The organism is Frankia alni ACN14a (assembly GCF_000058485.1).
Classification (GTDB): Bacteria; Actinomycetota; Actinomycetes; order Frankiales; family Frankiaceae; genus Frankia; species Frankia alni.
The window spans coordinates 3,794,204-3,814,730 of sequence record NC_008278.1 but is presented as its reverse complement, the minus strand read 5'-3'; the positions used below and the strand labels follow the sequence as shown (position 1 = coordinate 3,814,730).

Sequence of the window (20,527 nt, the reverse complement as noted above, 5' to 3'; positions counted from 1 at the left end):
CGGTACTACAGGGATACCGGGCGGACCGCCCCGACATTCTTTCCGAGCGCGGCGGCCAACGCCTCGACGTCACCGAGGGAACGCAGCAGGTCGTTGAGGTGCGTGCAGGTGGAGATGCCGCGGAAGGCGCCGCCGACCAGTCCGCGCACGGCGCGGACGTCGGTGCCGACGAGGCGGTCCGCGCTCGCGCCGGCCAGCGGGCACTCGACCCAGGGCAGGACCCGCGGCTGCGCGGCGACCGTGACGACGGTGAACGTCGCCGCGTCGATCCCGGCGGTCAGGCCGTATTCGTGGACGACGGTCTCGTCGCCGTCGGAGTCGACGTAGGTGTCGCGGAACATCGCGTCGACGTCGAGCAGCCCGTCGTGGGCCGTCAGGTCGAGCCGCCGGCGGCGGCGCACCCCGTGCACGGCCAGCGGCGCCAGCTCGTGCCAGGCGGCCGGGTCGTCGGGGTCGGCGAGGTCGGGGGCGACGGGGCCGGCCATGGGCGGCAGCCCGCCCTCGGTGCGCATGGAGATCATCATGGTGCCGTCGGAGCGCCAGCCCGAGCAGATGTCGGCCTGCGCCATGCCGCCGGGATGCGGCCCGTTCTCACCGGGTTCCACCGCCCAGGCGTACCCGGAGATGATGACCGCGCCGGGCACGTCGTCGAGCAGCAGGTGCCCCAGCGACGACGTCTCGGCCGGCAGGGCCGCGGCGACGGCCCGGCGGAACCCACCGGGGACGCCGGCACCGACGAGCGCCTCGGCGCCGGGCAGGGGCGGGTCGGCGGTGACGCGGGCGACGGCGGGACGCCCCGCGCGGTCGATCTCGACCTCGACGGCCGCACGGGCCAGCTCGAGCCCGGCCCCGGTGGGGTCGGTGACCAGGTCGCGGCCCCGCCCGCGCAGCACCAGCGGCCCGGTGAGCTCGCGGCCGCCGGCGATGTCGACGGTGCTGGTGCGCCGGATCGAATCCGGCCGGCGCCGGGGGGTCGCCGCCGCCGGGATGCGCGGTCCATGGCCGGGATGACCTGCTCGGATCATCGCCACTCCCCCTGTCTGTTCGACAACGTGCTTCGGCCGCGGGGGTCGCCACCGCGCCCCCCGCGGCCGCGGGACCTACCGCGGCTGGAAGCGCTGCGCGCCGTCCAGGCGGATCGTCTCGCCGTTGAGGTACGGGTTGGTCAGGATGTGGGTGACCAGCGCGCCGTACTCCGACGGGTGGCCGAGCCGCTTCGGGAACGGCACCGCCGCGCCGAACTTCGCCAGCGCCTCCGGCCCGACCGACTCCATGATCGGCGTGCGCATGGTGCCCGGGGCGACGCAGACCACCCGGATGCCGAGCGAGCCGAGGTCACGGGCCGCGGCGAGGGTGAGGCCGACGACGCCGCCCTTGGCCGCCGCGTACGACGACTGGCCGATCTGGCCCTCGAAGGCGGCGATGCTGGCCGTGGTCACGACCGCGCCGCGCTCGCCGTCCTCGCCGGGCTCGGCGCGCGCGATCGCCGCGGCGGTCAGGCGCAGCACGTTGTACGTGCCGGTGAGGTACAGGTCGACGGTCTTGCGGAAGCCGTCCAGCGACGCGGGCGAACCGTCGCGCTGCACGACCTTCTCGGCGACACCGAAGCCGCCGTGCGCCGCCACCGCGTAGCGCAGCGTGCCGAGCTGTCCGGCCGCCTCGATCGTCGCGAGCACCGAGTCGTCGTCGAGCACGTTGGTGCGCGAGTACTTCACCGCGTCGCCGAGCTCGGCGGCGAGCTTCTCGCCGCGCTCGTCGTTGAGGTCGGCGATGATCGCCGACCCGCCCGCGGCGACGATCGCCCGCACCGTGGCCTCACCGAGGCCGCCCGCTCCGCCGGTCACGAGGGCGACGTTGCCTGCCAGTGTCATCCGGTCCCTTTCTCGTCTGTGTCGTTCCGGCCGCCGGTCGTCCGGCTTCTGGCCTTGGGGCCGGTCAGCCCCGCTGGGACGACAGAATTGTCACCGCGGACACCGCCGTGGGGCCACCGATGTTGTGCGCGAGTGCCGTGCGGACGCCGTCGACCTGGTTGGCCGCCTCGCCGCGGAGCTGCTCGAACAGCTCCACGCACTGCGCGACGCCGGTGGCGCCCGGCGGGTGCCCCTTCGCCTTCAGACCGCCGCTGGGGTTCACCGGCTTCGCGCCGCCGACGGAGGTCACGCCGTTCTCGATGAGCTTGTAGGCGCCGAACTTCTCGGCGAACCCGAGGTCCTCGTAGCTGATCAGCTCGACGCCGGTGAAGCAGTCGTGCACCTCGGCGACGTCGATGTCCTCGGGGCCGAGCCCCGCCATCGCGTAGGCGGCCTTCGACGCCTTCACGGTCGGCGGGAACGTCGTCATGTCCTTCTTGTGCTGGTGCATGACCCGGTCGAGGCCGAGCCCGACGCCGCGCACCCAGACGGGACGGTCGGTGTAACGCTCGACGACGTCCTCGGAGACGAGCAGCAGCGCCGCGGCGCCGTCGCTCTGCGGCGTGCAGTCGTACAGGTTGAACGGGGCGACCACGACGGGGGCGTTCAACGCCTGCTCGACGGTGATCTCGTAGCGCAGCTGCGCCTTCGGGTTCGGCACGGCGTGCTTGTGGTTCTTCACGGCCACCATCGCGAGGTGTTCCTTCGTCGCGGGCGACTCGTGCAGGTAGCGGGCGACGTGCAGGGCGAAGTTCGCCGGGGCGACCAGGCCGAGCGGGTAGTCCCAGGCCATGTCGCGGGTCAGGCCCGCCCACTCCCAGAACGTGCTGCGCGCCGAGGACTCGCGCACCTTGTCCGCGCCGACGACGAGCACGACGTCGAACGCGCCGGAGGCCACCGCGAAGGTGGCGTTGCGGACCGCGTCGTTACCCGTCGCGCAGGCGTTCTCCACCCGGGTGACGGGAATGTCGAGCAGCCCGCAGGTGTCCGCGAGGATGCCCGTCGGGAAACCGTCCGAGGTCGTCAGCTCACCGAACCAGGCCGCCTGGATGTCGTCACGGTTGAGGCCCTTGTCGACGTGCGCGGCCATCTCGGAGACCGCCATCGGCAGCAGTTCCTTGATGCCCAGGCCGAAATGCTCGCCGAACGCCGTCATCCCGGCGCCGACCACCGCCACTCGCCTCATCGCACCGCTCCCTCGCCTGCATCCGCGGCCGTGGCCGCATCCGGGTACAGCGCATATCCGTAGTCCGGAATTCCTGAGCGCACCGCGACCCGGCGCAGCACCAGCCGGCCGCGGTCGCCGATCTGCACGGTGCCGGCCGGGGCGCCGGTCACCTTCACCAGCGCCCGCACGTCCACCCCGTCGAGCTGGACGATCGCCAGGGAGTACGGCGTCGGCAATCCCGGCACGGGAACATGCACGGTGACGACCGTGTACACCTCGCCGGTGCGCGGCAGCGGGGTCAGCGACCAGCCGTCCTCCGAGCCGCAGTTGAGGCACCGCCGCCGCGGCGGCAGCGCCAGCGTGCCGCAGGCGTCGCACTTCCCCGCGTCCCAGCGCAGCTTCGCGTCGAAGGCCCGCTCGTAGGCGGCCAGCGAGATCGCGATGTCCGGGCCGGGGGTGCGGGTCAGCTTCTCCGGTGCCAGCAGTGCCGGGGAGTCACGGCGCACCGCGGGCACCCCGTCGACGCGCAGCGCCGTCGCCGACCCCTGCTCGACGGCGAGGACCAGGCCGCCGGCGCCGACCTCGGCGAGCGCCGCCAGCGCGAACAGCGCCGCGCTCGCGCCCGTCGTCGGCAGCGTCGGCGGCACCCCGGCGCACAGCGCCCGGGCCTGCTTGGCGGGCAGCCCGGCCACGACGACCGGCTTGTCGGTGAGCTCGAGACGCTCGATGGCGACCCCGACGCCGCGCTCGCGCTCCAGCCGGGCGTCGGAGTAGTCGCGAGGGCCGCCGCCGTTCTCCCGGCTGTGCACCGGCAGGCTGCGCACGATCCGGCCGATCGGCTCCACGCCGACCCCGGCCCCGTCGGACAGCAGCGCCGCGGCGGCGCCGACCGGGCCGGACTCGGCCGCGTCGACGCCGATGACCAGCGTGCCGGCCTCGGCGCCGCCGAGAGTGTCGAACACCGCCGGCCCGCCGCCGACCTGCTCGACCACGGGCACGTCGTCGGGCAGCCCGATGCCGGCCAGCAGCGCCGCGGCGTTGCCGCCGACGAGCAGCGGCAGCTCGCGGGTCACGAAAACCACCCGGCGCACGTCCGGCGCCGTCGCCGAGCCGGCCGGGGTGGCCTGCTCCAGCGCCGCGCGGGCGGCGGCGACGGCCAGGGTCACCGCGTCCTCGTCGGGTCCCAGGACCCGTCCCCGCGCGCTGCCCCAGGGGGGCAGGTACGTACCGACAGCGGCCACCGTCGTCATCGCGTCGTCTCCTCTCGCCGCCAGCAGATCACGGACTCCCCGATCACAGGCACACCGCTCACAGAAACACCGGAATTCACGGAAACACCGCGGTCACGAAATGATGGTCAGGCCGGCCAGGCCCGCCGGGGCCGTGCCCAGCACCACGCGCAGCCCGGCGTCGAGCTCGGCGGCGTCGAGGCGCCCGCCGCGGGCGGCGCTGTAGCCGCGGCGCACGCTCCACGGGTCCACCGGATGCACGGTGTTGCCGTCGATGCGCAGCACCCGCCCGGTCAGCCAGCCGGAGCGCTCCGAGGCCAGCCAGGCGACGACCGGGGAGGAGTTCGCCGGGTCGAACCGGTCGAAGCCCTCGTCGGCGCCCGGCTGGGCGAGGCCCGTGCCGGCGGTCATCCGGGTCGCGGCGACCGGGGAGATGCAGTTGGCGGTCACGCCGTAGCGGCTGCCCTCGAGCGCCGTGGTCAGCGTCAGGTTCGCGATGCCGGCCTTGGCGGCGCCGTAGGCGGCCTGACCGACGTTGCCCGCCAACCCCGTGCCGGAGGTGGTGTTGACGATCCGCCCGGCGACCGGGCGGCCCGCCTTGAACTCGGCCCGCCAGTAGTCGCAGGCGTGCTTGGTCAGGGCGAAGGTGCCCTTGAGGTGGACGCCGATGACGGCGTCCCAGTCCTGCTCGGTGAGCGAGGTGATCGTCGCGTCCCGCAGGATGCCGGCGTTGTTGACGACGGCGTCGAGTCGACCGAACCGCTCGACCGTGTTCGCCACGAGGGAGCGCACCGCCGCCCAGTCGGTGACGTTGCCGGTGTCGCGCACCGCGACCCCGCCCTTGGCCTCGATCTCGGCGACGACGGCGTCGGCGGGCTCCTCCTGCGACGACTCCCCGCGGACTCCGACGCCCAGGTCGTTGACCACGACAGTTGCCCCGTGGGCGGCCAGCTCGAGGCTGTGGCTGCGGCCGATTCCCCGGCCTCCGCCGGTCACGATGACGACGCGTCCCTCCAGGAGACGCTCACCCTGTTGCGACACCCGTCAGCTCCTCTGCCCGGTCAGTCCGCACGGCGACGCTGGCGACTCTAGGGTCTACTTGACATATTCGTCAAACCTTAGTGTCATGAGGCCATATCCCTTGCTCATGCCGCCCCGGTGTGCGCTTGCAGGCCGGGATTTTCCGCCATACTTGACACCCCAGTCGGAGATCGCCCATGCCGAGCGAGATGGACCAGTTCGTCGCCGAGGTCACCGCGTTTCTCGACGCCCACGCCACCCGCCGCGCCCGGGCGGCCGAGGATGTCGCCTGGGGCGAGGGCGAGGACCGGATCACCTACTTCAGCACCGACCCGCCCGAGATCGAGAACGCCAAGGTCGCCGCGGCCAAGGCCTGGCAGCGCACCCGCTACGACAACGGCTTCGGCTGGATCACCGGGCCGACCGAGTTCGGCGGGCGCGGCCTGACCACCCTGCACGACCTCGTCTACGACGGCCTGGAGGCCGCCTACGACGTGCCCGAGACCGGGGTGCTCTCCCTCATCGGCCTCGGCATGATCGGCCCGACGATCCTCGCCCACGGCTCCGACGAGCTCAAGCAGCGCTACCTGCCCCGGCTCTACAGCGGCGAGATCATCGCCTGCCAGCTGTTCAGCGAGCCGGCCGCGGGCAGCGACCTGGCGAGCCTGGAGACGAAGGCCGTGCGCGAGGGCGACGGCTGGGTGCTGGGCGGGCAGAAGGTCTGGACGTCGGTGGCGCACCACGCCGCGATCGGGCTGGCGCTGTGCCGCACCAACCCCGACAACCCCAAGCACAAGGGCATCACCGCGTTCGTCGTCGACATGACCGCCCCCGGGGTGGACGTGCGCCCGCTGCGCCAGATGAGCGGCGGCTCCGAGTTCAACGAGGTCTTCCTCACCGACGTCCACGTCGGTGACGACCACCGCCTCGGCCCCGTCGACGGCGGCTGGGGCGTCGCCCTGACGACCCTGATGAACGAGCGGGCCAGCGTCGGCGGCGAGGGCGCCGGCCCCGTCGGCCGCGTGGTCGCCCTGCCCTTCCTCACCGAGCTGCTGCGCGCCAACGGCCGCCTCGACGACGGCGCCGCCCGCCGCCGCCTCGCCGAGCTGCACGCCGACACGCTCGCCACCGAGTACCTCAACCACCAGATGGTCCGCAGGTTCCGCGCGGGCGAGCAGCCCGGCCCCGAGGCGTCGGTGTCCAAGCTGATGTACGCCCAGAACCTCACCCGGGGCGCCCACTTCGCCGCCGAGATCATCGGCCCGCGCCTGATCGCGGACACCGGCGCGTGGGGCACCTACTCCTGGACCGAGCTGTTGCTGTCCACCCCGGCGCTGCGGATCCTCGGCGGCACCGAGGAGATCATGAAGAACATCCTGGCGGAGCGGGTGCTCGGCCTGCCCAAGGAGCCCGGTATCGACACCAGGTCGCCGTTCCGGGAGCTCCGCCGTTCGGCCGGCGCCACGGAATCGAGGTCCGCATGAGCACCGAGGTCACCACCAGCAGCGAGAACACCACCAGCACCGAGCTGGACGAGCTGCGCTCGGCGGTACGCGACTTCATGTCCGCCAAGGCCGACGAGCGCGCGGTGCGCGCGGCGATCGACTCCGAGCGCGGCTACGACGACAAGGTCTGGGCGCAGATGGCCGAGCAGCTCGGCCTGCAGTCGCTCGCCCTGCCCACCGAGCACGGCGGCGACGGCTACGGCCTGGTCGAGCTCACCGTCGTGCTCGAGGAGATGGGCCGGGCGCTGCTGCCCTCGCCGTTCCTGTCCTCGGTGGTGCTCGCCGGCACCGCGCTGGTCGCCGCGGGCGGCGACGAGGCCGCGCGGATCCTGCCCGGCATCGCCGCCGGCACCACCACCGCCACCCTCGCCCCGCCGTCCGTCGACGGCGGCTGGTCGCTCGGCGGGCGCGGCGCGGGCGACGCTCTCGCCGTCACGGCGAGCGCCGGCACGGCAAGTGCCGACAGCGGTGCCGTCACCCTCGACGGCACCGCGCCGCTCGTGCTCGACGGCGCCGGCGCCGACGTGCTCCTCGTCGTCGCGGGCGGCCCGGCCGGCCCCGGCCTGTACGCCGTCGACGCCGACGCGGCCGGGCTCACCCGCACCCCGCTGCCCGTGCTGGACCTGACCCGCCGCATCGCGAAGGTCACCTTCGCCGCCACTCCCGCCCGCCTGGTCGGCGCGGCCGGCGGCGCCGCGGCGGTCCTCGACCGGGTCCTCGACGTGGCGACGACGGCGCTGGCCGCCGAGCAGGTCGGCGCCGCCCGCGCCTGCCTGGAGGCGTCCACCACCTACGCCAAGGACCGCGTCCAGTTCGGCCGGCAGATCGGCAGCTTCCAGGCCGTCAAGCACAAGGCCGCGGACATGCTCACCCGCGTCCAGGTCGCCGACGCCGCGGCCCGCGAGGCCGCCCGCGCCGTCGACGGCCTCGCCGACGCCCCCGACGCCGGCGTCGCCGCCGCCGTCGCGCACGCCGTCTGCTCCGAGGCGTTCCTCGCGGTGGCCACCGAGAACATCCAGGTCCACGGCGGCATCGGCTTCACCTGGGAGCACGCGGCGCACCTGTACTACCGCCGGGCGAAGGCCTCCCAGCTGCTGTTCGGCGGCCCGGCGGTCTACTACGAGCGACTGCTGGCCAAGGCCGGCGTGTGAGCGCCGCCCCGGACCCGGCCACCGTGCCCGGCGGCGCGGGCACGGCCACCGTCCCAGCCGCCTCGCCGCCGCCGGGTCCGGGGCTTGCCGCACCGGGCCCCGGCCCGGACACCGCGGGCACGGTGCGCACCGCGGCAGGGCTGCGCTTCACCGGCCTGGCGACCACCGTCGGCGACGGCACGCGCGCCACCGTCGAGCGGGTGCCCGACGCCGAGGCCCTCGTCGACCTCGCCACCGGCCAGCGCCTGACCTACCGCGCACTGTGGGACGCGGCCAGCCGGGTCGCCGGCGGCCTCGTCGCCGCGGGCGTCGACCCGGGTGAGCGGGTGGCCGTGCGGCTGCCCAACGGCGCGCCCTGGTGCGCGGCGGTGCTCGGCGCGATCCTCGCCGGCGCCGTGCCCGTCCCCGTCAACACCCGGCTGACCCCGGCCGAGGTCGCCCACATCGTCACCGACTCCGCCGCCACGCTCGTCGTCGACGACCCGGCCGCGCTGCCCGACGGCCCGCCCACCGTCCGGCTCGCCGACGACCCGGAGGCGCTGGCGGCGCTGTTCTACACCTCCGGCACCACCGGCGTGCCCAAGGGCGCGATGCTGTCGCACCGGGCGCTGCTGTCCGCGGCCGAGCAGTGCCGCCGCGCCCTGCACCTCGGCCCGACCGAGGTGACCCGGACGCTGATCGCCGCGCCGCTGTTCCACGTCCTCGCCTTCGGCATGCAGTGGCTGCCCGCCCTGCTCGCCGGCGGCACGGTCGTCATCGCCACCCACTTCGAGACCGGCGCCTGGCTGCGGGCGATCCGCGACGAGCGCATCGACGTGCTCAACGGCGTGCCGGCGATGTACTGGCAGGCGCTGCGCCACCCCGACTTCCCCCGCACCGACGTCTCCCGCGTCCGGCTGGTCAGCTACGGCGCCGCGCCGACCCCGCCGAGCCAGGTCGCGGAGCTGCTCGCCGCCTTCCCCGCGGCCCGCTTCGGCCCCGGTTACGGGCTGACCGAGGCCGCCTGCGTCAGCGGCCTCGACCACGACGACGTCCTCGCCCACGCCGACACGGTCGGCAGCGCGGTCGCCGCCACCGAACTGCGCCTCGACGGCCCCGAGGCCGCCGCCGGCATCGGCCAGCTCCTCGTACGCGGCCCGCAGCTCATGAGCGGCTACTGGCGCCGCCCCGAGGCCACCGCCGAGGCTCTCGTCGACGGTTGGCTGCGCACCGGCGACCTCGCCCGCATCGACGACGCCGGGCGCATCCACCTGCTCGACCGCATCAAGGACATGATCAACCGTGGCGGCGAGAACGTCTACAGCATCGAGGTCGAACGGGTGCTGGCGGCGTTCGGCGGCGTCGGCGAGGTCGCCGTCGTCGGCGTGCCCGACCCGCGCCTGGGCCAGCGGGTCGCCGCGGCGATCGTCCCCCGCCCCGGCGCCGCCGTCGACATCCCCGCTCTGCTCACCCATGCCGCCGGCCGCCTCGCCGACTTCAAGATCCCCCAGTACGTGGCGATCCTGACCGAGCCGCTGCCCCGCAACGCCGCCGGCAAGGTCGACAAGGCCCGCCTGCGCACCGACACCCCCTGGGGCCCCCGCCGCTGAGCGGTGGGCGAGGCTGATCAGCGGGTGGCGACGCTGGGCTGGCTGTCGGTGTGGGTGCGCACGACCGGGGCGACGGCCTCGGCGAAGCGGTGGATGGACTCGGCGACCTGCTCGCGGGGTAGGCCGCCCCAGTCGATCTGGCCGTAGAACCGGTCCAGGCCGAGGGTCTGGTGGGCGTCGAGGATCTTCTCGACGAGCTGGGCCGGTGTACCGATCATGATGGCGTTGCCGCGGCGCATCCCGTCGGCGAACGCCTCCGCGGAGACGACGAAGCCGCGCCCGCCGGGGGTCTTGGGACGCAGGTACTCGTAGTAGTACGGGTGGACGTCGCGGGCGTCCTGCTCGGAGGCCGCCGCGTAGAAGTGGGTCGAGATGCCGACCTTGAGCCGCTCGGCGGGATGGCCCGCCCGCTCGCCGGCCTCCCGGTACAGGTCGACGGCCCGGCGAGCGTGGCTGAGCGGGCCGCCGATGTAGCCGAGCACCATCGGCAGGCCGAGCCGGCCGGCCCGCTCGGCGCTGGTGGGTGACCCGCCGACCCCGACCCACACCGGCAGCGAGCCGGGCTCGGCCCGGGGCGTGATCGGCGCGTCGGTCAGCGGGGGGCGGAAGCGGCCGCGCCACGTCACCCGCTCCCGCTCGCGCAGGGCCAGCAGCAGGCGGAGCTTCTCGTCGAACAACGCGTCGGCGTCGGCGAGGTGCTCGCCGAACATCTCGAACGGCTCGGCGTACGCGCTGCGCCCGGCGATGATCTCGGCGCGGCCGTGGCTGAGCAGGTCGAGGGTGGCGAAGTCCTGGTAGAGCCGCACCGGGTCGAGGATCGGCAGCACGGTCACCGCGCTGGTGAGCCGGATCCGACTGGTCCGGGCGGCGACGGCGGCGAGCACGACCGCCGGCGAGGAGACGGCGAAGTCGAGGGTGTGGTGCTCCCCCAGGGCGAACAGGTCGAGCCCGACCCGCTCGGCGAGCGTCGCGTGACCCACGATCTCGTCCAGCCGCTCACCGTGACCGACCCGCTCCCCCGTCCCGAGCCGGACCTGGCGGTCGCTGAGCGATAGCACCCCGAGTTCGAGCATGTGCGCAGCCTACGGGACAACCGGATAAGGCGCTCCAGATGGTGCGGTACGGTCGGAGCCGTGACGGATGACGGCCAGCGGATCCGCCTCGACGCGCGGCGCAACCGCGACCGGATCGTCGAGGCCGCCCGGGAGTTGTTCACCCGACAGGGGCTGTCGGTGTCGACCAACGAGGTCGCCCGCCACGCCGGCGTCGGCATCGCCACCGTGCTGCGCCGCTTCCCGACCCGCGACGACCTCGTCGGCGCCGTGTTCGGGCCCAAGATGGCCGGCTACCGCGACGCCATGTCCGCCGCCCTGGCCGACCCCGACCCCTGGCACGGGTTCAGCCGGTTCCTCGAGACCGTCTGCGGCATGCAGGTCGCCGACCTCGGCTTCACCGAGGTCCTGACCCGGACCTTCCCCACCGCGCGGGCGCTGGAGTCGCAGCGCGACGAGGTCGCCGCCGACTTCGGCCGGCTCATCGCCAGGGCCCAGGCCGCCGGCCGGCTGCGACCCGACTTCGCCCACCAGGACCTCGTCGTGATCCTCATGGCCAACGCCGGCGTCGTCGCCGCCAGCGGCCCCGCCGCCGAGGCCGCCTCCCGACGCCTGGTCGGCCACCTGCTGCGCTCCTTCGCCGCCGACCCCGACTCCCAGACTCACCTCGCCCTGCCCCCGCCACCGAGCCGCACCGCCATGTACCGCGCGATGCTGCGCCTGCGTTCGGCGCCGCCGAAGCCGGACACCCGCCGCTGACCGGTCAGGCCGGGGCGGGCAGGCGCAGTTCGCGGCCGGGCCAGCGGGAGCGCAGCCAGCGGTCGTGGGAGGCGACGACGATCGCGCCGGGGCCGGGACCCAGCGCGTCCTGCAGCTCGTCGGCGAGGCGCGGCGAGAGGTGGTTGGTGGGCTCGTCGAGCAGCAGCAGGTCGGGCGGGTCCGCGACGAGGATCGCCAGGGCGAGGCGGCGGCGCTGCCCGACGGACAGCTCCCCCACCGGCCGGCCCAGCTCCCGCGGGGCGAGCAGGCCGAGACCGCCCAGCGGCACGGTCTCGGCCCGGCGCTGCCCCACGGCGCGCGCGTAGGTGTCGGCGGCGGTGCGCTCCGGCCGGTCGAACACGCTGTCCTGGGCCAGCAGCCCGACCCGCAGGTGGGCGCGGCGGCGCACCTCACCACCGCCGGCGGCGGCTCCGAGCTGCCCGGCCAGCACGGCGAGCAGCGTCGACTTGCCGGCACCGTTCGGGCCGGTGACGAGAACCCGGTCGGTGGCGGTCAGGTCGAGCCGGTCCAGCGCGAGGCGGCCGGGCACGCGGATGTCGCGCAGCGCCAGCAGCGTCCCGTCCGGCGAGGGGTTCGCCAGCGCCGGGGCGGCGAAGCGCAGCGGCGGCGGGGGGCGGCGGACCTGGTGGCGCTCCAGATCGTCGAGGCGGCGCGCGGCGTTGCGCACCCGCCGGGAGATCTGCTGCTCCACCCGGTTCGTCAGCAGGCCGAAGCTCATCTTGTTGTTGTCCCGCGGCCCGCGGTTCGCGGCGATGGTGCGCGAGGTGGTCGCGACCGCGTGGCGCAGCGCGGCGAGTTCGGACTGCTCGTCGGCGAAGCGCCGCTCCCAGCGGTCCCGCTCGGCCTGCTTCGCCGCCTGGTAGGCGGTGTAGCCGCCGCCGTAGCGGGTCGGGCCGTCGACAGCCGGGTCGAGGTCGATCAGGTCGGTGCAGACGGCGTCGAGGAACGCCCGGTCGTGGCTGGCCGCGACGACGACCCCGGGCAGCGCGCGCACCTGCTCCTCCAGAAAGGCCGCGGCGTCGTCGTCGAGATGGTTCGTCGGCTCGTCGAGCAGCAGCGCGGTGGGCCGGCGCACCAGCAACGCGGCGAGAGCGAGACGGGCCCGCTGCCCGCCGGACAGCGTCGCCAGCGCCCGGCTCGGATCGATCCCACCAAGCCCGAGACCGGCCAGGGTGATCTCGGCGCGCCGGTCGGCGTCCCAGGCCGCATGGTCCTGCGCCCGTTCGAGCCGCACGCCGTACGCGGCGAGCAACGCCGCATGGTCGGGGCCCTCCGGCGGGGTCGCGGCGAGCGCGGTCGTGAGCCGGTCAAGCTCGCCGAGGTCCTCGCGGGCCTCGCGCAGCGCCTCGTCGAGCACGTCGGCGATCGTCGCGGCCGGATCGAACGGCATCTCCTGATGGAGGAAGCCGACGTCCGCCGGCCGCGTGACGGCGCCGCCGTCGGGTTCGTCGACGCCGGCGAGCAGCCGCAGCAGCGTGCTCTTGCCGGCTCCGTTCTCACCGATCAGCCCGACGCGATGCCCCGGCGCCGCGGTGAGCGACACCCCGTCGAGAACACGGCGCCCACCCAGCGAGCGGACGAGGTCGGATGCGGAAAGAGCGGACTGAGCCACGCGAACACCACCGAGAGGATCGCATCTCTCGCCCGCCGGGACGCTGCCTCGGCCGCGGACGCGGGTGGTGTCAGAGCTCCATGATGCGTCCATGGTAACCCTGGCCGGTTCCGCGGAACCGTCGGCGTCGGGGTCTGTCCCGAATCAGGGGTTGAGGAGGGCGTGGATCGAGTCGATGAGGCTGAGTCGGCCGCCGTCGGGGGTGTGGATGGCGGTGGGGGTGATGTGGCGGGTGGCGTGGGCGAGTCTGCTGGCGGGTTCGGGTCCGGGCAGCAGGGGTGGGGCGGCGGTGAGGACCCGGCCGTCGGCGGTGCGGGCGGTGACGGTGCCGTCGGGGGCGCGGTCGAGGCGGATGTCGTCGTCGTGGACGGCCCGATGATGGGCCGAGCAGATCAGCAGTAGCCGGTCGATGTCGGTGTCACCGCCCCGGGTCCATTCGGTGAGGTGGTGGATCTGCAGGAAGCGGGTGTGTCCGCAGCCGGGGTACTGGCAGTGGCCGTGGTCGCGGGCGTAGACGGCGTCACGCAGCCGCTGGCCGGGGTGACGCTGCCGCCGGCCCAGGTGCAGCGGGTTGTTGCCGTCGGGGTCGGTGACCAGGCCGCGCAGGAACCCGTCACAGCCCAGGCGTGCCACGACCTGCCGGGACAGCCCGATCCCCCCGTCGACCTGCGCCCACGCCCCGATCCCGATCCGCGCCATCCCCACCGGCCCCGCGGCGCCACCATCTGCTGCCCTGGCCGGGGTGCTGTCCTCGCCGCCGCTGGCCGTGCCGTCGGGGCTGGCGGTGGTGTCGGGGCTGGCGGTGGTGTCGGGCAGGGTCGTGGTCAGGTGGACGGTCAGGGTGTGCTCGGGGGCCGTCAGCCCGGGTGCCTGCCGGTCGAGGAACCCGTCGGCCAACGCGACGAGCGCCTCGGCGTCCCGCCTACGATCCCGCGCCCGGACCACACTCTCCCCGTCCGCCGGCACCTCACCGGCCTCGGCATCACCGGGGGAGTCGAGGGGGGTGGTGGTGTCGAGGCCGGCCCGGGCCGCGTCCAACGCCGCGATCAGCCGGGCACCGTCGTCCGGGGAAAGCACCGCGCTCACCCGCAGCATCCCGTCGTCGTCGTACTGCCACCCCAGCCGCGGCGCCGACCGGCGGGTCTTCTCCTGCCCGCGGGCCTGCCGGGCGCAACGCACCAGCCGCTCGATCTGCCCGGCGGTGCAGAACCGGGCATGGGTCAACCACGCCTGCTCGGAATGCTCGTCGGCAATCCGGGTCACCGCCCGGACCTTCGCATACGACAGGGTGCCCGCGGCGAACGCGGCCCGGATCGCCGGCAGACGCTCCAACGCATGCCCGGTCGCCACCTGCTCCCGCGCGGTGCGCAGACCGATCCCGCACCGCCACGACAACCAGTGCGCACACGACCCCAGCCCCATCCCCGACCAGCCCTGGCGCCGATCGAACGCCGCCACCGCCAGCAGCCAGGCACACGTCGCCGCCGCGATCCGCCCCGCCCACCGGCAGATCACCTCCTCCACCTCCCCCAACGACGCCGACTCCACATCCACCCCCAGCGCCGAGGAGGCGGCAGGATCGGCGGAAACGGGGAACACAGGAACAGCCATCATGATCACCGGGCCAGGGGTGTCGTCGAACAGGACTCGAACATCGTCCCACCCCCCACCGACAAAAACCCACCAAGATCAACCAGGCGGCAACGCCCACACACCGCCGCGACCGACCCGCACCCCCGCCCCGGACACGGAACCCGGCTTGCAGCACGGCGTCCGGGCATCAGGGCATCAGGGCGTCCGAACATGGAATGCCGCGGAACCCGCACCAGCCGGCGGCAGACCCGCAACGGCGCCTGGAAGCCACGCCGGCGACCAAGCCGGCGGCGTGGCCGGCAACCAAGCCGGCACCCCAAAGACGATCTTGGTGTTCCGCGGAACCGCGTCACGGTCATCGTGCCTGCGCCGCAGGGCGGGCGCGTGATTGCGTCGGTTCCGCTGCGGCTGGCGCTGCGCTCGGGCCTTGTCTGATGCTCGGGCGAGCTCGTCCCGGTCACTGCTGTGGCGTCTCGGTCATCTCCGCCGATCCGGGTCGGGGTCGGCCGGCCGGTGCGAGAGGCCTGCGTGGGAACGGACCATCCGGGTCCTACTTCAGCGCCAAACCGGACGCCGAACCCACCAGAGGAATTCGGGCACGCGGAGATCAGGATGACGCCGGGCGGTCCCAGAGGTGGTGGAGGGCGGCGGCGCGTTCGCGGCGGTCCAGGCCGCGCAGGTCGGCGGTGCCGTGTTCGGTGACGACGACGTCGACGTCGTGGCCGGGGGTGCTCACGGGGGCCGACAGACGCTCGACGAGGGTGGGGCGGCCGCGGTGGGTCGCCGGCATGGCGATGATGGACAGGCCGCCGGGCGAGCGGGCGCCGGCGGCGGCGTAGTCGGCGTGGCCGCCGACGCCGCCGACGGTCGCGCCAGGGAAGCCCTCCACGTTGACCTGGCCCTGCTCGTCAAGCTCGATCGCGGTGTTCACCGCGACGAACGGCAGCCCGCTCGACAGCCGGCCCAGGTCGTGGGTGTGCTCGATGGGATGCAGCAGCCGGCGGCCCGCCGCCCAGGCCAGCAGGCCGGGACCGCCGGCCAGGTAGGTCGTGACCGGGGTGCCGGCGAGCAGGCCGCGGCGGTCGAGGTCGACGACGCCCTCGGGCAGCAGGCCCGAGTCCATGTGCACGGGGGTGCGCAGCGCCTCCAGCACCGCGACGCCGAGCGCCCCCGGCCCGACCTGCAACCGGGCACCGGCGGGGACGAGGGCGGCGACCCGCTCGGCGATCGCCCGGTGCTCGTCGCCGGGGGGGCTGAACTCCAGCGCGATCGGCGGGGTGTCGGTCTCCCCCACCAGGACGAGCCGGTCGGCGGGCAGCGGGGGGCCCGCGTCGCAGTGCGGGGTGGCGTGGGCGACGACGCCGGCGACGCGGGCGCCGGCGGCGATCGCGGCGTGCATCCACGCCACCTCGGTACCGAAGGCGTAGCCGCCGCCGGGAGCCGGCACGACCGTGGCGACCAGCAGGTCCGGGCGCAGCGGACCGTGCAGCAGCGACGGCACCGCCGACAGCCGCACCGGCAGCGCGCGGACCCGCCCGTCGTCCACCGGCCGACGCAGCCCCCAGCCGGACATCACCGCGCGGACGTCGGCGAAGGCGGCGAGGTCGAGCTCCCGGTCGGCGACGGGCAGCCAGCCGAGCAGCAGCCGCACCCCGCCCGCCGCGGCAGCCGCGGCGGCGAGCTCGCCGGACACCGACCGCGGCGCGCCGATCCCGTCGGCCAGCGCCACCCGGCTGCCCGGCTCGACGAGCTCCGCCAGCTTCCCGCTCTCGACACTCATGCCAGCACCGACACTCACGCCATCACCCTCGTCGTCGGGTCAGTCAGCTCAGGTGGACAGGATGGTGACGGCGGCGGTGCCGGGGGCGCCGTAGAGATGGGCGTAGCCAACCCGCGGACTGCCGGCGACCTGGCGGTCCCCGGCGCGGCCGCGAAGCTGGGTGACCAGCTCGTGGATCTGGCGCAGCCCGGAGGCGCCGACCGGCTCACCATTGGCGAGCAGCCCGCCGTCGGTGTTGACCGGCAGCTTCCCGCCGATCTCGGTGGCACCCTCGGCCAGCAGCGTCTCCTGCTCGCCGTCCTTGCAGAAGCCGTTCTCGGCCAGATGGATGATCTCCGAGCCGGCGTCGGTGTCCTGGAGCTGGGCGACGTCGACGTCCTCGGGGCCGATGCCGGCCTGCTCGTAGGCGGCCTGGGAGGCGAAGACGGTGGGGCTCGGGGCCGTCTCCAGCGGCAGCGACGGGCTGAGCAGCTCGAAGGCGCCCTCGCGGCGGGAGAACAGGGTGCTGGCGCGCAGGTAGATCGGCTTGTCGGTGTACTTCGACGCCAGGTCCGCGCGGGCGAGCACGACCGCGGCGGCGCCCTCGTCCGGCGAGCAGTACATGTACTGGGTCAGCGGGTAGTTCAGGTACTGCGACTCGAGGATCTGCTCGGCGGTCATCGGGGTGCGCCGCCATGCCCGCGGGTTCGCCGCGCCGTTGCGGAACGCCTTCGCCGCCGCCCGGGCCAGCGTGATCGGGGTGATACCGAAGTCGTGCATGTAGCGGTTGATCTTCATGCCGAAGAAGTGCGTGGTGAGGAACAGGCCGGCCTCGCCGTACCAGCCGGGCAGGCCGGAGACCGACGGGTGGTCGGAGAACGCGCCGCGGGGGTGCTTGTCCAGGCCGATGGCGATCGCGATGTCGGCGTCGCCGAGGCGGATGGAGTGCGCCGCCATCGCCAGCGAGGTCGCGCCCGTCGCGCAGCCGGTGAACACCGCCCGGCCCGGCACGCCGGTCAGGCCCAGCAGGCCGACGATCGCCTCGGGGTTCTTGACCTCCATGCTGCCCGCGTAGAGCGCCTGGATGGCCGACCACTCGACCCCGGCGTCGGCGAGGGCCTCGATGACGGCGTCCTCGCCCATCTCCAGCGCCGACTTGCCGGGGTAGCGCCCGAACGGGTGCAGGCCCGTGCCGATGATCGCAACGTCACTCGGAGCCATCGCCGTGTCCCTCCTCGGCCCCGACCGGGGCGAACGCGTAGATCAAGGTCTGGTTGCCGTCGGCGTCGGTGCCGAACGGGACGATGCGCAGTTCCATCTCCTGGCCGATGTGCAGCTTGTCGGGGTCGGCCTCGGTGAGCCGGGCCTCGACCCGCAGCGCGCCGGGCAGCTCGACGTAGCCGACCGCGAACGGCTCGAACGTCTTCGGCGTGTCGTCGCCGGTGTAGGGCGGGGACGGCGGGCGGAACCGCTGGCCCGTGAACGTCCAGAGCGTGCCGCGGCGCGGCAGCTCCACCCGCTCCAGCTCCTCGTTGACGCCCCCGACCAGCTTGTGGCTGCGGTACGGGAAGACGACCTTGCCGTCCGACGACCGGCCGCCGATCAGGGCGGGTTCCTCCGCCGGCCAGGTGAACAGATCTTCGGCCAGGGGTACCTGCTGTGCCATTCCCACTCTCCTTCGAGCCTTCGAGCCTGTGCGCGGTCGAGCCTGTGCGCGGGTGGAGCGGTCGAGCGGTCGAGCGGTCAGACGGAGGCGCCGGTGACCAGCGCCCACAGCGGTTCGTCCGAACCGGTGGCGACCACCTCGTCGCCGAGCAGCCGCTCCCAGCGCCGCTGCGTGCCCTCGTCGTCGCGCCACGACCACAGCCGACGGGTCACCAGGTGCAGCGGGTACTCCTGGGTGATGCCGATCGCGCCGTGCAGCTGGTGGGTGTCCGTCGCCACCGTCCCGGCGCTGCGGGCCGCCACCGCGCGGGCCGCCGCCGCGGTGCCGCGCCCCGGGCGGGTCACGGCGACGCTGAGCGCCGCGTCGAGCAGGTCGCGCTCGACGGCCAGGCCGGCGACGAGCTGGCGCACCGCGGGCAGCGCCGACAGCGGCCGGCCGAACTGCTGGCGGGTGGTGACGTGGTCCTTGGTCAGCGTGCAGGCCCGCTCGACGGCGCCGGAGATCGCCGCGGCACGCAGCACCGCGACGCGGTCGAGCACGTCCCCGGCGAGCCCCGCGGAGGCCGCGGCGACGCGGTCGGCGGGCACCCGCAGGCCGTCGAGGCGCAGCGTCCCCGACGGCTCGTCGGCCAGGTCACGCTCGGGCGGGGTGGCGCTCGCCGCGGCGTCGAGGATGGCGACGACGGTGGCGTCGGCCTGCTCGACGACGAGCACGACCGTGGGCACCTCGGACAGCCAGCGAACGCGCGCGACGGTGCCGTCAAAGATCCAGTCGCCCGCGTCGCCGCCGTCGGCGCCGTCGCGGCGGGCCTCGACGGAGCCGGCGGGAGCCAGCGCCACCGCGGCGCGCTCGGCGGTCGCGGCGACGGGCAGGCCGGCGCCGGCCAGCGCCCAGGCGGCCAGGCCGGTCTCGATCAGGGGGACGGCGACGGCGTGGCGCCCGACGCCCGCGGCGAGCTCGGCGACCGCGGCGAGATCCCCGCCGGCGCCGCCGTCGTCCTCGGCGACGCCGACGACCGGCCAGCCGAGTTCGGTCAGCAGCGCCCACAGCGCGCCGGGGGCGGTGTCGGTGTTCGCCCCGAGCACGTCGTCGACGACGGGGCGCAGATCGGCATCGAAGATCATCGTGGCAGCTCCGCCCGGCTGATGACGGTGTACAGGACTTCCGACGAGCCGCCGCGGATCGACGCACCGGGCACGACGGCCAGGCCGTCGACGAGCAGCCGGTGAGCCTCGGTGTCGCCCTCGCAGACGTCGAGGACGTACCGGGCGGTCTCCACGACGTCCTTCTCGAACCGGGTGCCGGCGAGCTTGAGGCCCGCGGCCAGGCGCACCGGCGCCTCGCCCTGGTCGAGGGCGCCGGCGAGCTGCAGGCCGAGCTGGCGCAACGCGGTCAGGCGCGCGGCCAGCTCGCCGAGGCGCTCGGTGGCGGCCCGGTCGGGATGGCGCGCGACGGTGCGGATCATCGCGGCGAGCACGGGGTAGGTGCTCAGGTAGCGCTCCACCCCGCCGCGCTCGAAGGCGAGCTGCTCGGTGACCTGCTTCCAGCCGGCGCCGACCGTGCCGAGCACGCGGTCGTCGGGCACGTGCACGTCGTCGAGGATCACCTCGTTGAAGTGGTGCTCCCCGACGAGGTCGAGGATGGGCCGCACGGTGATGCCGGGGGTGTCGGCGTCGACGAGGAACTCGGTCAGGCCCTCGTGCTTGGAGGCCCCCTCGCCGGTGCGGGCGAGGATGTACAGGTGGGTGGCGTGGTGCGCCGAGGTGGTCCACACCTTCGCCCCGGTGATCGACCAGCCGCCGTCGATCGCCGTCGCCCGGGTACGCACGGCGGCGAGGTCCGAGCCGGCCTCGGTCTCGGACAGGCCCAGACCGACGACGACCTCGCCACGGCAGATCTTCGGCAGGATCTCGGCGCGCTGGCCCTCGGTGCCGACCCGAAGGATCGTCGGGCCGATCTGGCGGTCGGCCGTCCAGTGCGCGGTGACCGGAGCACCGGCGCGCAGCAGCTCCTCGGTGACGACGAACCGCTCGGTGTTCGACCGCCCGCCGCCGCCGTACTCGGTCGGATAGGTCATGCCGATCCAGCCGCGGCGGCCGAGCTCGCGGGTGAAGTCGGGGTCGTAGCCGCGCAGCCAGCTGTCGTTGCGCGCCACGATGCCGGCCTCGGCGACGAACGCGCGGACCTCCCGGCGCAGCTTGTCGTGGGGGTCGGCCATCAGCCGACCTCGTCGCGGGCGACGATCATGAGGTTTCCTCCGAGTGCGCAGCCGCCGCGGGACGCCGCTCGCACCGATGTCGGCGGGATGCTTCGCACCGCGGCCCGGGGGGTGCGATCCAGCCCGCACATCGTAGTTGACGATTTCGTCAGAAGTAAACCGCCGCGCCGGCCGCCGGGCCGGCGCGGACCGAGGCCGGCACGTCACCGGGCGAGCAGCCGGCGAGCCGCCCGGCGGCCGTCGACCGTCGGCTTGTCCGGGAATGCCGTTCCCCG

General features: G+C 74.5%; 17 protein-coding genes. 4 read left to right on the top strand and 13 right to left on the bottom strand.

Annotated features, from left to right (window positions below; all coding sequences use genetic code 11):
• Window positions 1–5: 5 nt before the first annotated feature.
• The 5 genes from FRAAL_RS15370 to FRAAL_RS15350 form a co-directional block, all read right to left on the bottom strand.
• Window positions 6–1,025, bottom strand: a complete 1,020-nt coding sequence (locus FRAAL_RS15370) for a DUF2889 domain-containing protein (protein ID WP_041940576.1) — start codon at window positions 1,023–1,025, stop codon at window positions 6–8.
• A gap of 75 nt (window positions 1,026–1,100) precedes the next feature.
• Window positions 1,101–1,871, bottom strand: coding sequence for an SDR family NAD(P)-dependent oxidoreductase (locus FRAAL_RS15365; RefSeq protein ID WP_011604659.1), 771 nt, complete (start codon window positions 1,869–1,871; stop codon window positions 1,101–1,103).
• A gap of 64 nt (window positions 1,872–1,935) precedes the next feature.
• Window positions 1,936–3,096: a thiolase C-terminal domain-containing protein gene (locus FRAAL_RS15360; protein ID WP_041939351.1), complete on the bottom strand. Its 1,161-nt coding sequence runs from the start codon at window positions 3,094–3,096 to the stop codon at window positions 1,936–1,938.
• The gene (locus tag FRAAL_RS15355) at window positions 3,093–4,328 is read right to left on the bottom strand and encodes a Zn-ribbon domain-containing OB-fold protein (protein WP_011604657.1); all 1,236 of its coding nucleotides are present in this window, start codon (window positions 4,326–4,328) and stop codon (window positions 3,093–3,095) included. The genes FRAAL_RS15360 and FRAAL_RS15355 overlap by 4 nt, the downstream gene beginning before the upstream one ends.
• A gap of 93 nt (window positions 4,329–4,421) precedes the next feature.
• Window positions 4,422–5,348 (bottom strand): SDR family NAD(P)-dependent oxidoreductase, encoded by a 927-nt coding sequence (locus tag FRAAL_RS15350; RefSeq protein ID WP_173402691.1) that lies wholly within the window; start codon window positions 5,346–5,348, stop codon window positions 4,422–4,424.
• A 176-nt stretch (window positions 5,349–5,524) separates the two neighbouring features.
• Between FRAAL_RS15350 and FRAAL_RS15345 the strand changes: the two genes are divergently transcribed.
• From FRAAL_RS15345 to FRAAL_RS15335, 3 genes are read left to right on the top strand one after another with little or no spacing between them, the layout of a single operon-like run.
• Complete coding sequence (locus FRAAL_RS15345) at window positions 5,525–6,811, top strand: acyl-CoA dehydrogenase family protein (protein ID WP_011604655.1); 1,287 nt, start codon at window positions 5,525–5,527, stop codon at window positions 6,809–6,811.
• Entirely contained in the window at window positions 6,808–7,983 is a 1,176-nt protein-coding gene (locus tag FRAAL_RS15340) for an acyl-CoA dehydrogenase family protein (protein ID WP_011604654.1), read from the top strand. The genes FRAAL_RS15345 and FRAAL_RS15340 overlap by 4 nt, the downstream gene beginning before the upstream one ends.
• Window positions 7,980–9,572, top strand: a complete 1,593-nt coding sequence (locus FRAAL_RS15335) for a class I adenylate-forming enzyme family protein (protein ID WP_011604653.1) — start codon at window positions 7,980–7,982, stop codon at window positions 9,570–9,572. Before FRAAL_RS15340 ends, FRAAL_RS15335 begins: the two co-directional genes overlap by 4 nt.
• 17 nt (window positions 9,573–9,589) lie before the next feature.
• Here the strand turns inward: FRAAL_RS15335 and FRAAL_RS15330 are convergent, their stop codons facing one another.
• Window positions 9,590–10,645, bottom strand: a complete 1,056-nt coding sequence (locus tag FRAAL_RS15330) for an LLM class flavin-dependent oxidoreductase (protein WP_011604652.1) — start codon at window positions 10,643–10,645, stop codon at window positions 9,590–9,592.
• Between the two features lie 60 nt (window positions 10,646–10,705).
• On the opposite strand from FRAAL_RS15330, the gene FRAAL_RS15325 reads away from it, so the two are divergent.
• Window positions 10,706–11,383: a TetR/AcrR family transcriptional regulator gene (locus tag FRAAL_RS15325; RefSeq protein ID WP_011604651.1), complete on the top strand. Its 678-nt coding sequence runs from the start codon at window positions 10,706–10,708 to the stop codon at window positions 11,381–11,383.
• 4 nt (window positions 11,384–11,387) lie between these two features.
• Here FRAAL_RS15325 and FRAAL_RS15320 read toward each other — a convergent pair whose 3' ends face one another.
• The 7 genes from FRAAL_RS15320 to FRAAL_RS15290 all read right to left on the bottom strand — a co-directional run bounded on the left by FRAAL_RS15320 (window position 11,388) and on the right by FRAAL_RS15290 (window position 20,252).
• On the bottom strand, window positions 11,388–13,016 hold the full coding sequence (locus FRAAL_RS15320) for an ABC-F family ATP-binding cassette domain-containing protein (RefSeq protein ID WP_041939350.1): 1,629 nt from the start codon (window positions 13,014–13,016) through the stop codon (window positions 11,388–11,390).
• Window positions 13,017–13,160: 144 nt separating this feature from the next.
• Window positions 13,161–14,660: an HNH endonuclease gene (locus FRAAL_RS35575; RefSeq protein WP_083866803.1), complete on the bottom strand. Its 1,500-nt coding sequence runs from the start codon at window positions 14,658–14,660 to the stop codon at window positions 13,161–13,163.
• 556 nt (window positions 14,661–15,216) lie between these two features.
• Window positions 15,217–16,389 carry an acetyl-CoA hydrolase/transferase C-terminal domain-containing protein gene (locus FRAAL_RS15310; RefSeq protein WP_041939349.1) on the bottom strand — a complete coding sequence of 391 codons (1,173 nt, stop codon included), beginning with the start codon at window positions 16,387–16,389 and terminating at the stop codon, window positions 15,217–15,219.
• A gap of 48 nt (window positions 16,390–16,437) precedes the next feature.
• A complete protein-coding gene (locus tag FRAAL_RS15305) occupies window positions 16,438–17,589 on the bottom strand; it encodes a thiolase family protein (RefSeq protein ID WP_011604647.1) in 1,152 nt (383 codons plus the stop codon).
• Window positions 17,576–18,034, bottom strand: a complete 459-nt coding sequence (locus tag FRAAL_RS15300; protein ID WP_011604646.1) for a Zn-ribbon domain-containing OB-fold protein — start codon at window positions 18,032–18,034, stop codon at window positions 17,576–17,578. The genes FRAAL_RS15305 and FRAAL_RS15300 overlap by 14 nt, the downstream gene beginning before the upstream one ends.
• A 77-nt stretch (window positions 18,035–18,111) precedes the next feature.
• A complete protein-coding gene (locus tag FRAAL_RS15295) occupies window positions 18,112–19,158 on the bottom strand; it encodes an acyl-CoA dehydrogenase family protein (RefSeq protein ID WP_011604645.1) in 1,047 nt (348 codons plus the stop codon).
• Window positions 19,155–20,252 (bottom strand): acyl-CoA dehydrogenase family protein, encoded by a 1,098-nt coding sequence (locus FRAAL_RS15290; protein ID WP_011604644.1) that lies wholly within the window; start codon window positions 20,250–20,252, stop codon window positions 19,155–19,157. Before FRAAL_RS15290 ends, FRAAL_RS15295 begins: the two co-directional genes overlap by 4 nt.
• Window positions 20,253–20,527 lie beyond the last annotated feature (275 nt).

Bases quoted from the DNA above. Each gene is read 5' to 3' on its own strand.
- FRAAL_RS15370 (WP_041940576.1), bottom strand. From the start codon at position 1,025: ATGATCCGAGCAGGTCATCCCGGCCATGGACCGCGCATCCCGGCGGCG.
- FRAAL_RS15365 (WP_011604659.1), bottom strand. From the start codon at position 1,871: ATGACACTGGCAGGCAACGTCGCCCTCGTGACCGGCGGAGCGGGCGGC.
- FRAAL_RS15360 (WP_041939351.1), bottom strand. From the start codon at position 3,096: ATGAGGCGAGTGGCGGTGGTCGGCGCCGGGATGACGGCGTTCGGCGAG.
- FRAAL_RS15355 (WP_011604657.1), bottom strand. From the start codon at position 4,328: ATGACGACGGTGGCCGCTGTCGGTACGTACCTGCCCCCCTGGGGCAGC.
- FRAAL_RS15345 (WP_011604655.1), top strand. From the start codon at position 5,525: ATGCCGAGCGAGATGGACCAGTTCGTCGCCGAGGTCACCGCGTTTCTC.
- FRAAL_RS15340 (WP_011604654.1), top strand. From the start codon at position 6,808: ATGAGCACCGAGGTCACCACCAGCAGCGAGAACACCACCAGCACCGAG.
- FRAAL_RS15330 (WP_011604652.1), bottom strand. From the start codon at position 10,645: ATGCTCGAACTCGGGGTGCTATCGCTCAGCGACCGCCAGGTCCGGCTC.
- FRAAL_RS15310 (WP_041939349.1), bottom strand. From the start codon at position 16,389: ATGAGTGTCGAGAGCGGGAAGCTGGCGGAGCTCGTCGAGCCGGGCAGC.
- FRAAL_RS15305 (WP_011604647.1), bottom strand. From the start codon at position 17,589: ATGGCTCCGAGTGACGTTGCGATCATCGGCACGGGCCTGCACCCGTTC.
- FRAAL_RS15300 (WP_011604646.1), bottom strand. From the start codon at position 18,034: ATGGCACAGCAGGTACCCCTGGCCGAAGATCTGTTCACCTGGCCGGCG.
- FRAAL_RS15295 (WP_011604645.1), bottom strand. From the start codon at position 19,158: ATGATCTTCGATGCCGATCTGCGCCCCGTCGTCGACGACGTGCTCGGG.
- FRAAL_RS15290 (WP_011604644.1), bottom strand. From the start codon at position 20,252: ATGGCCGACCCCCACGACAAGCTGCGCCGGGAGGTCCGCGCGTTCGTC.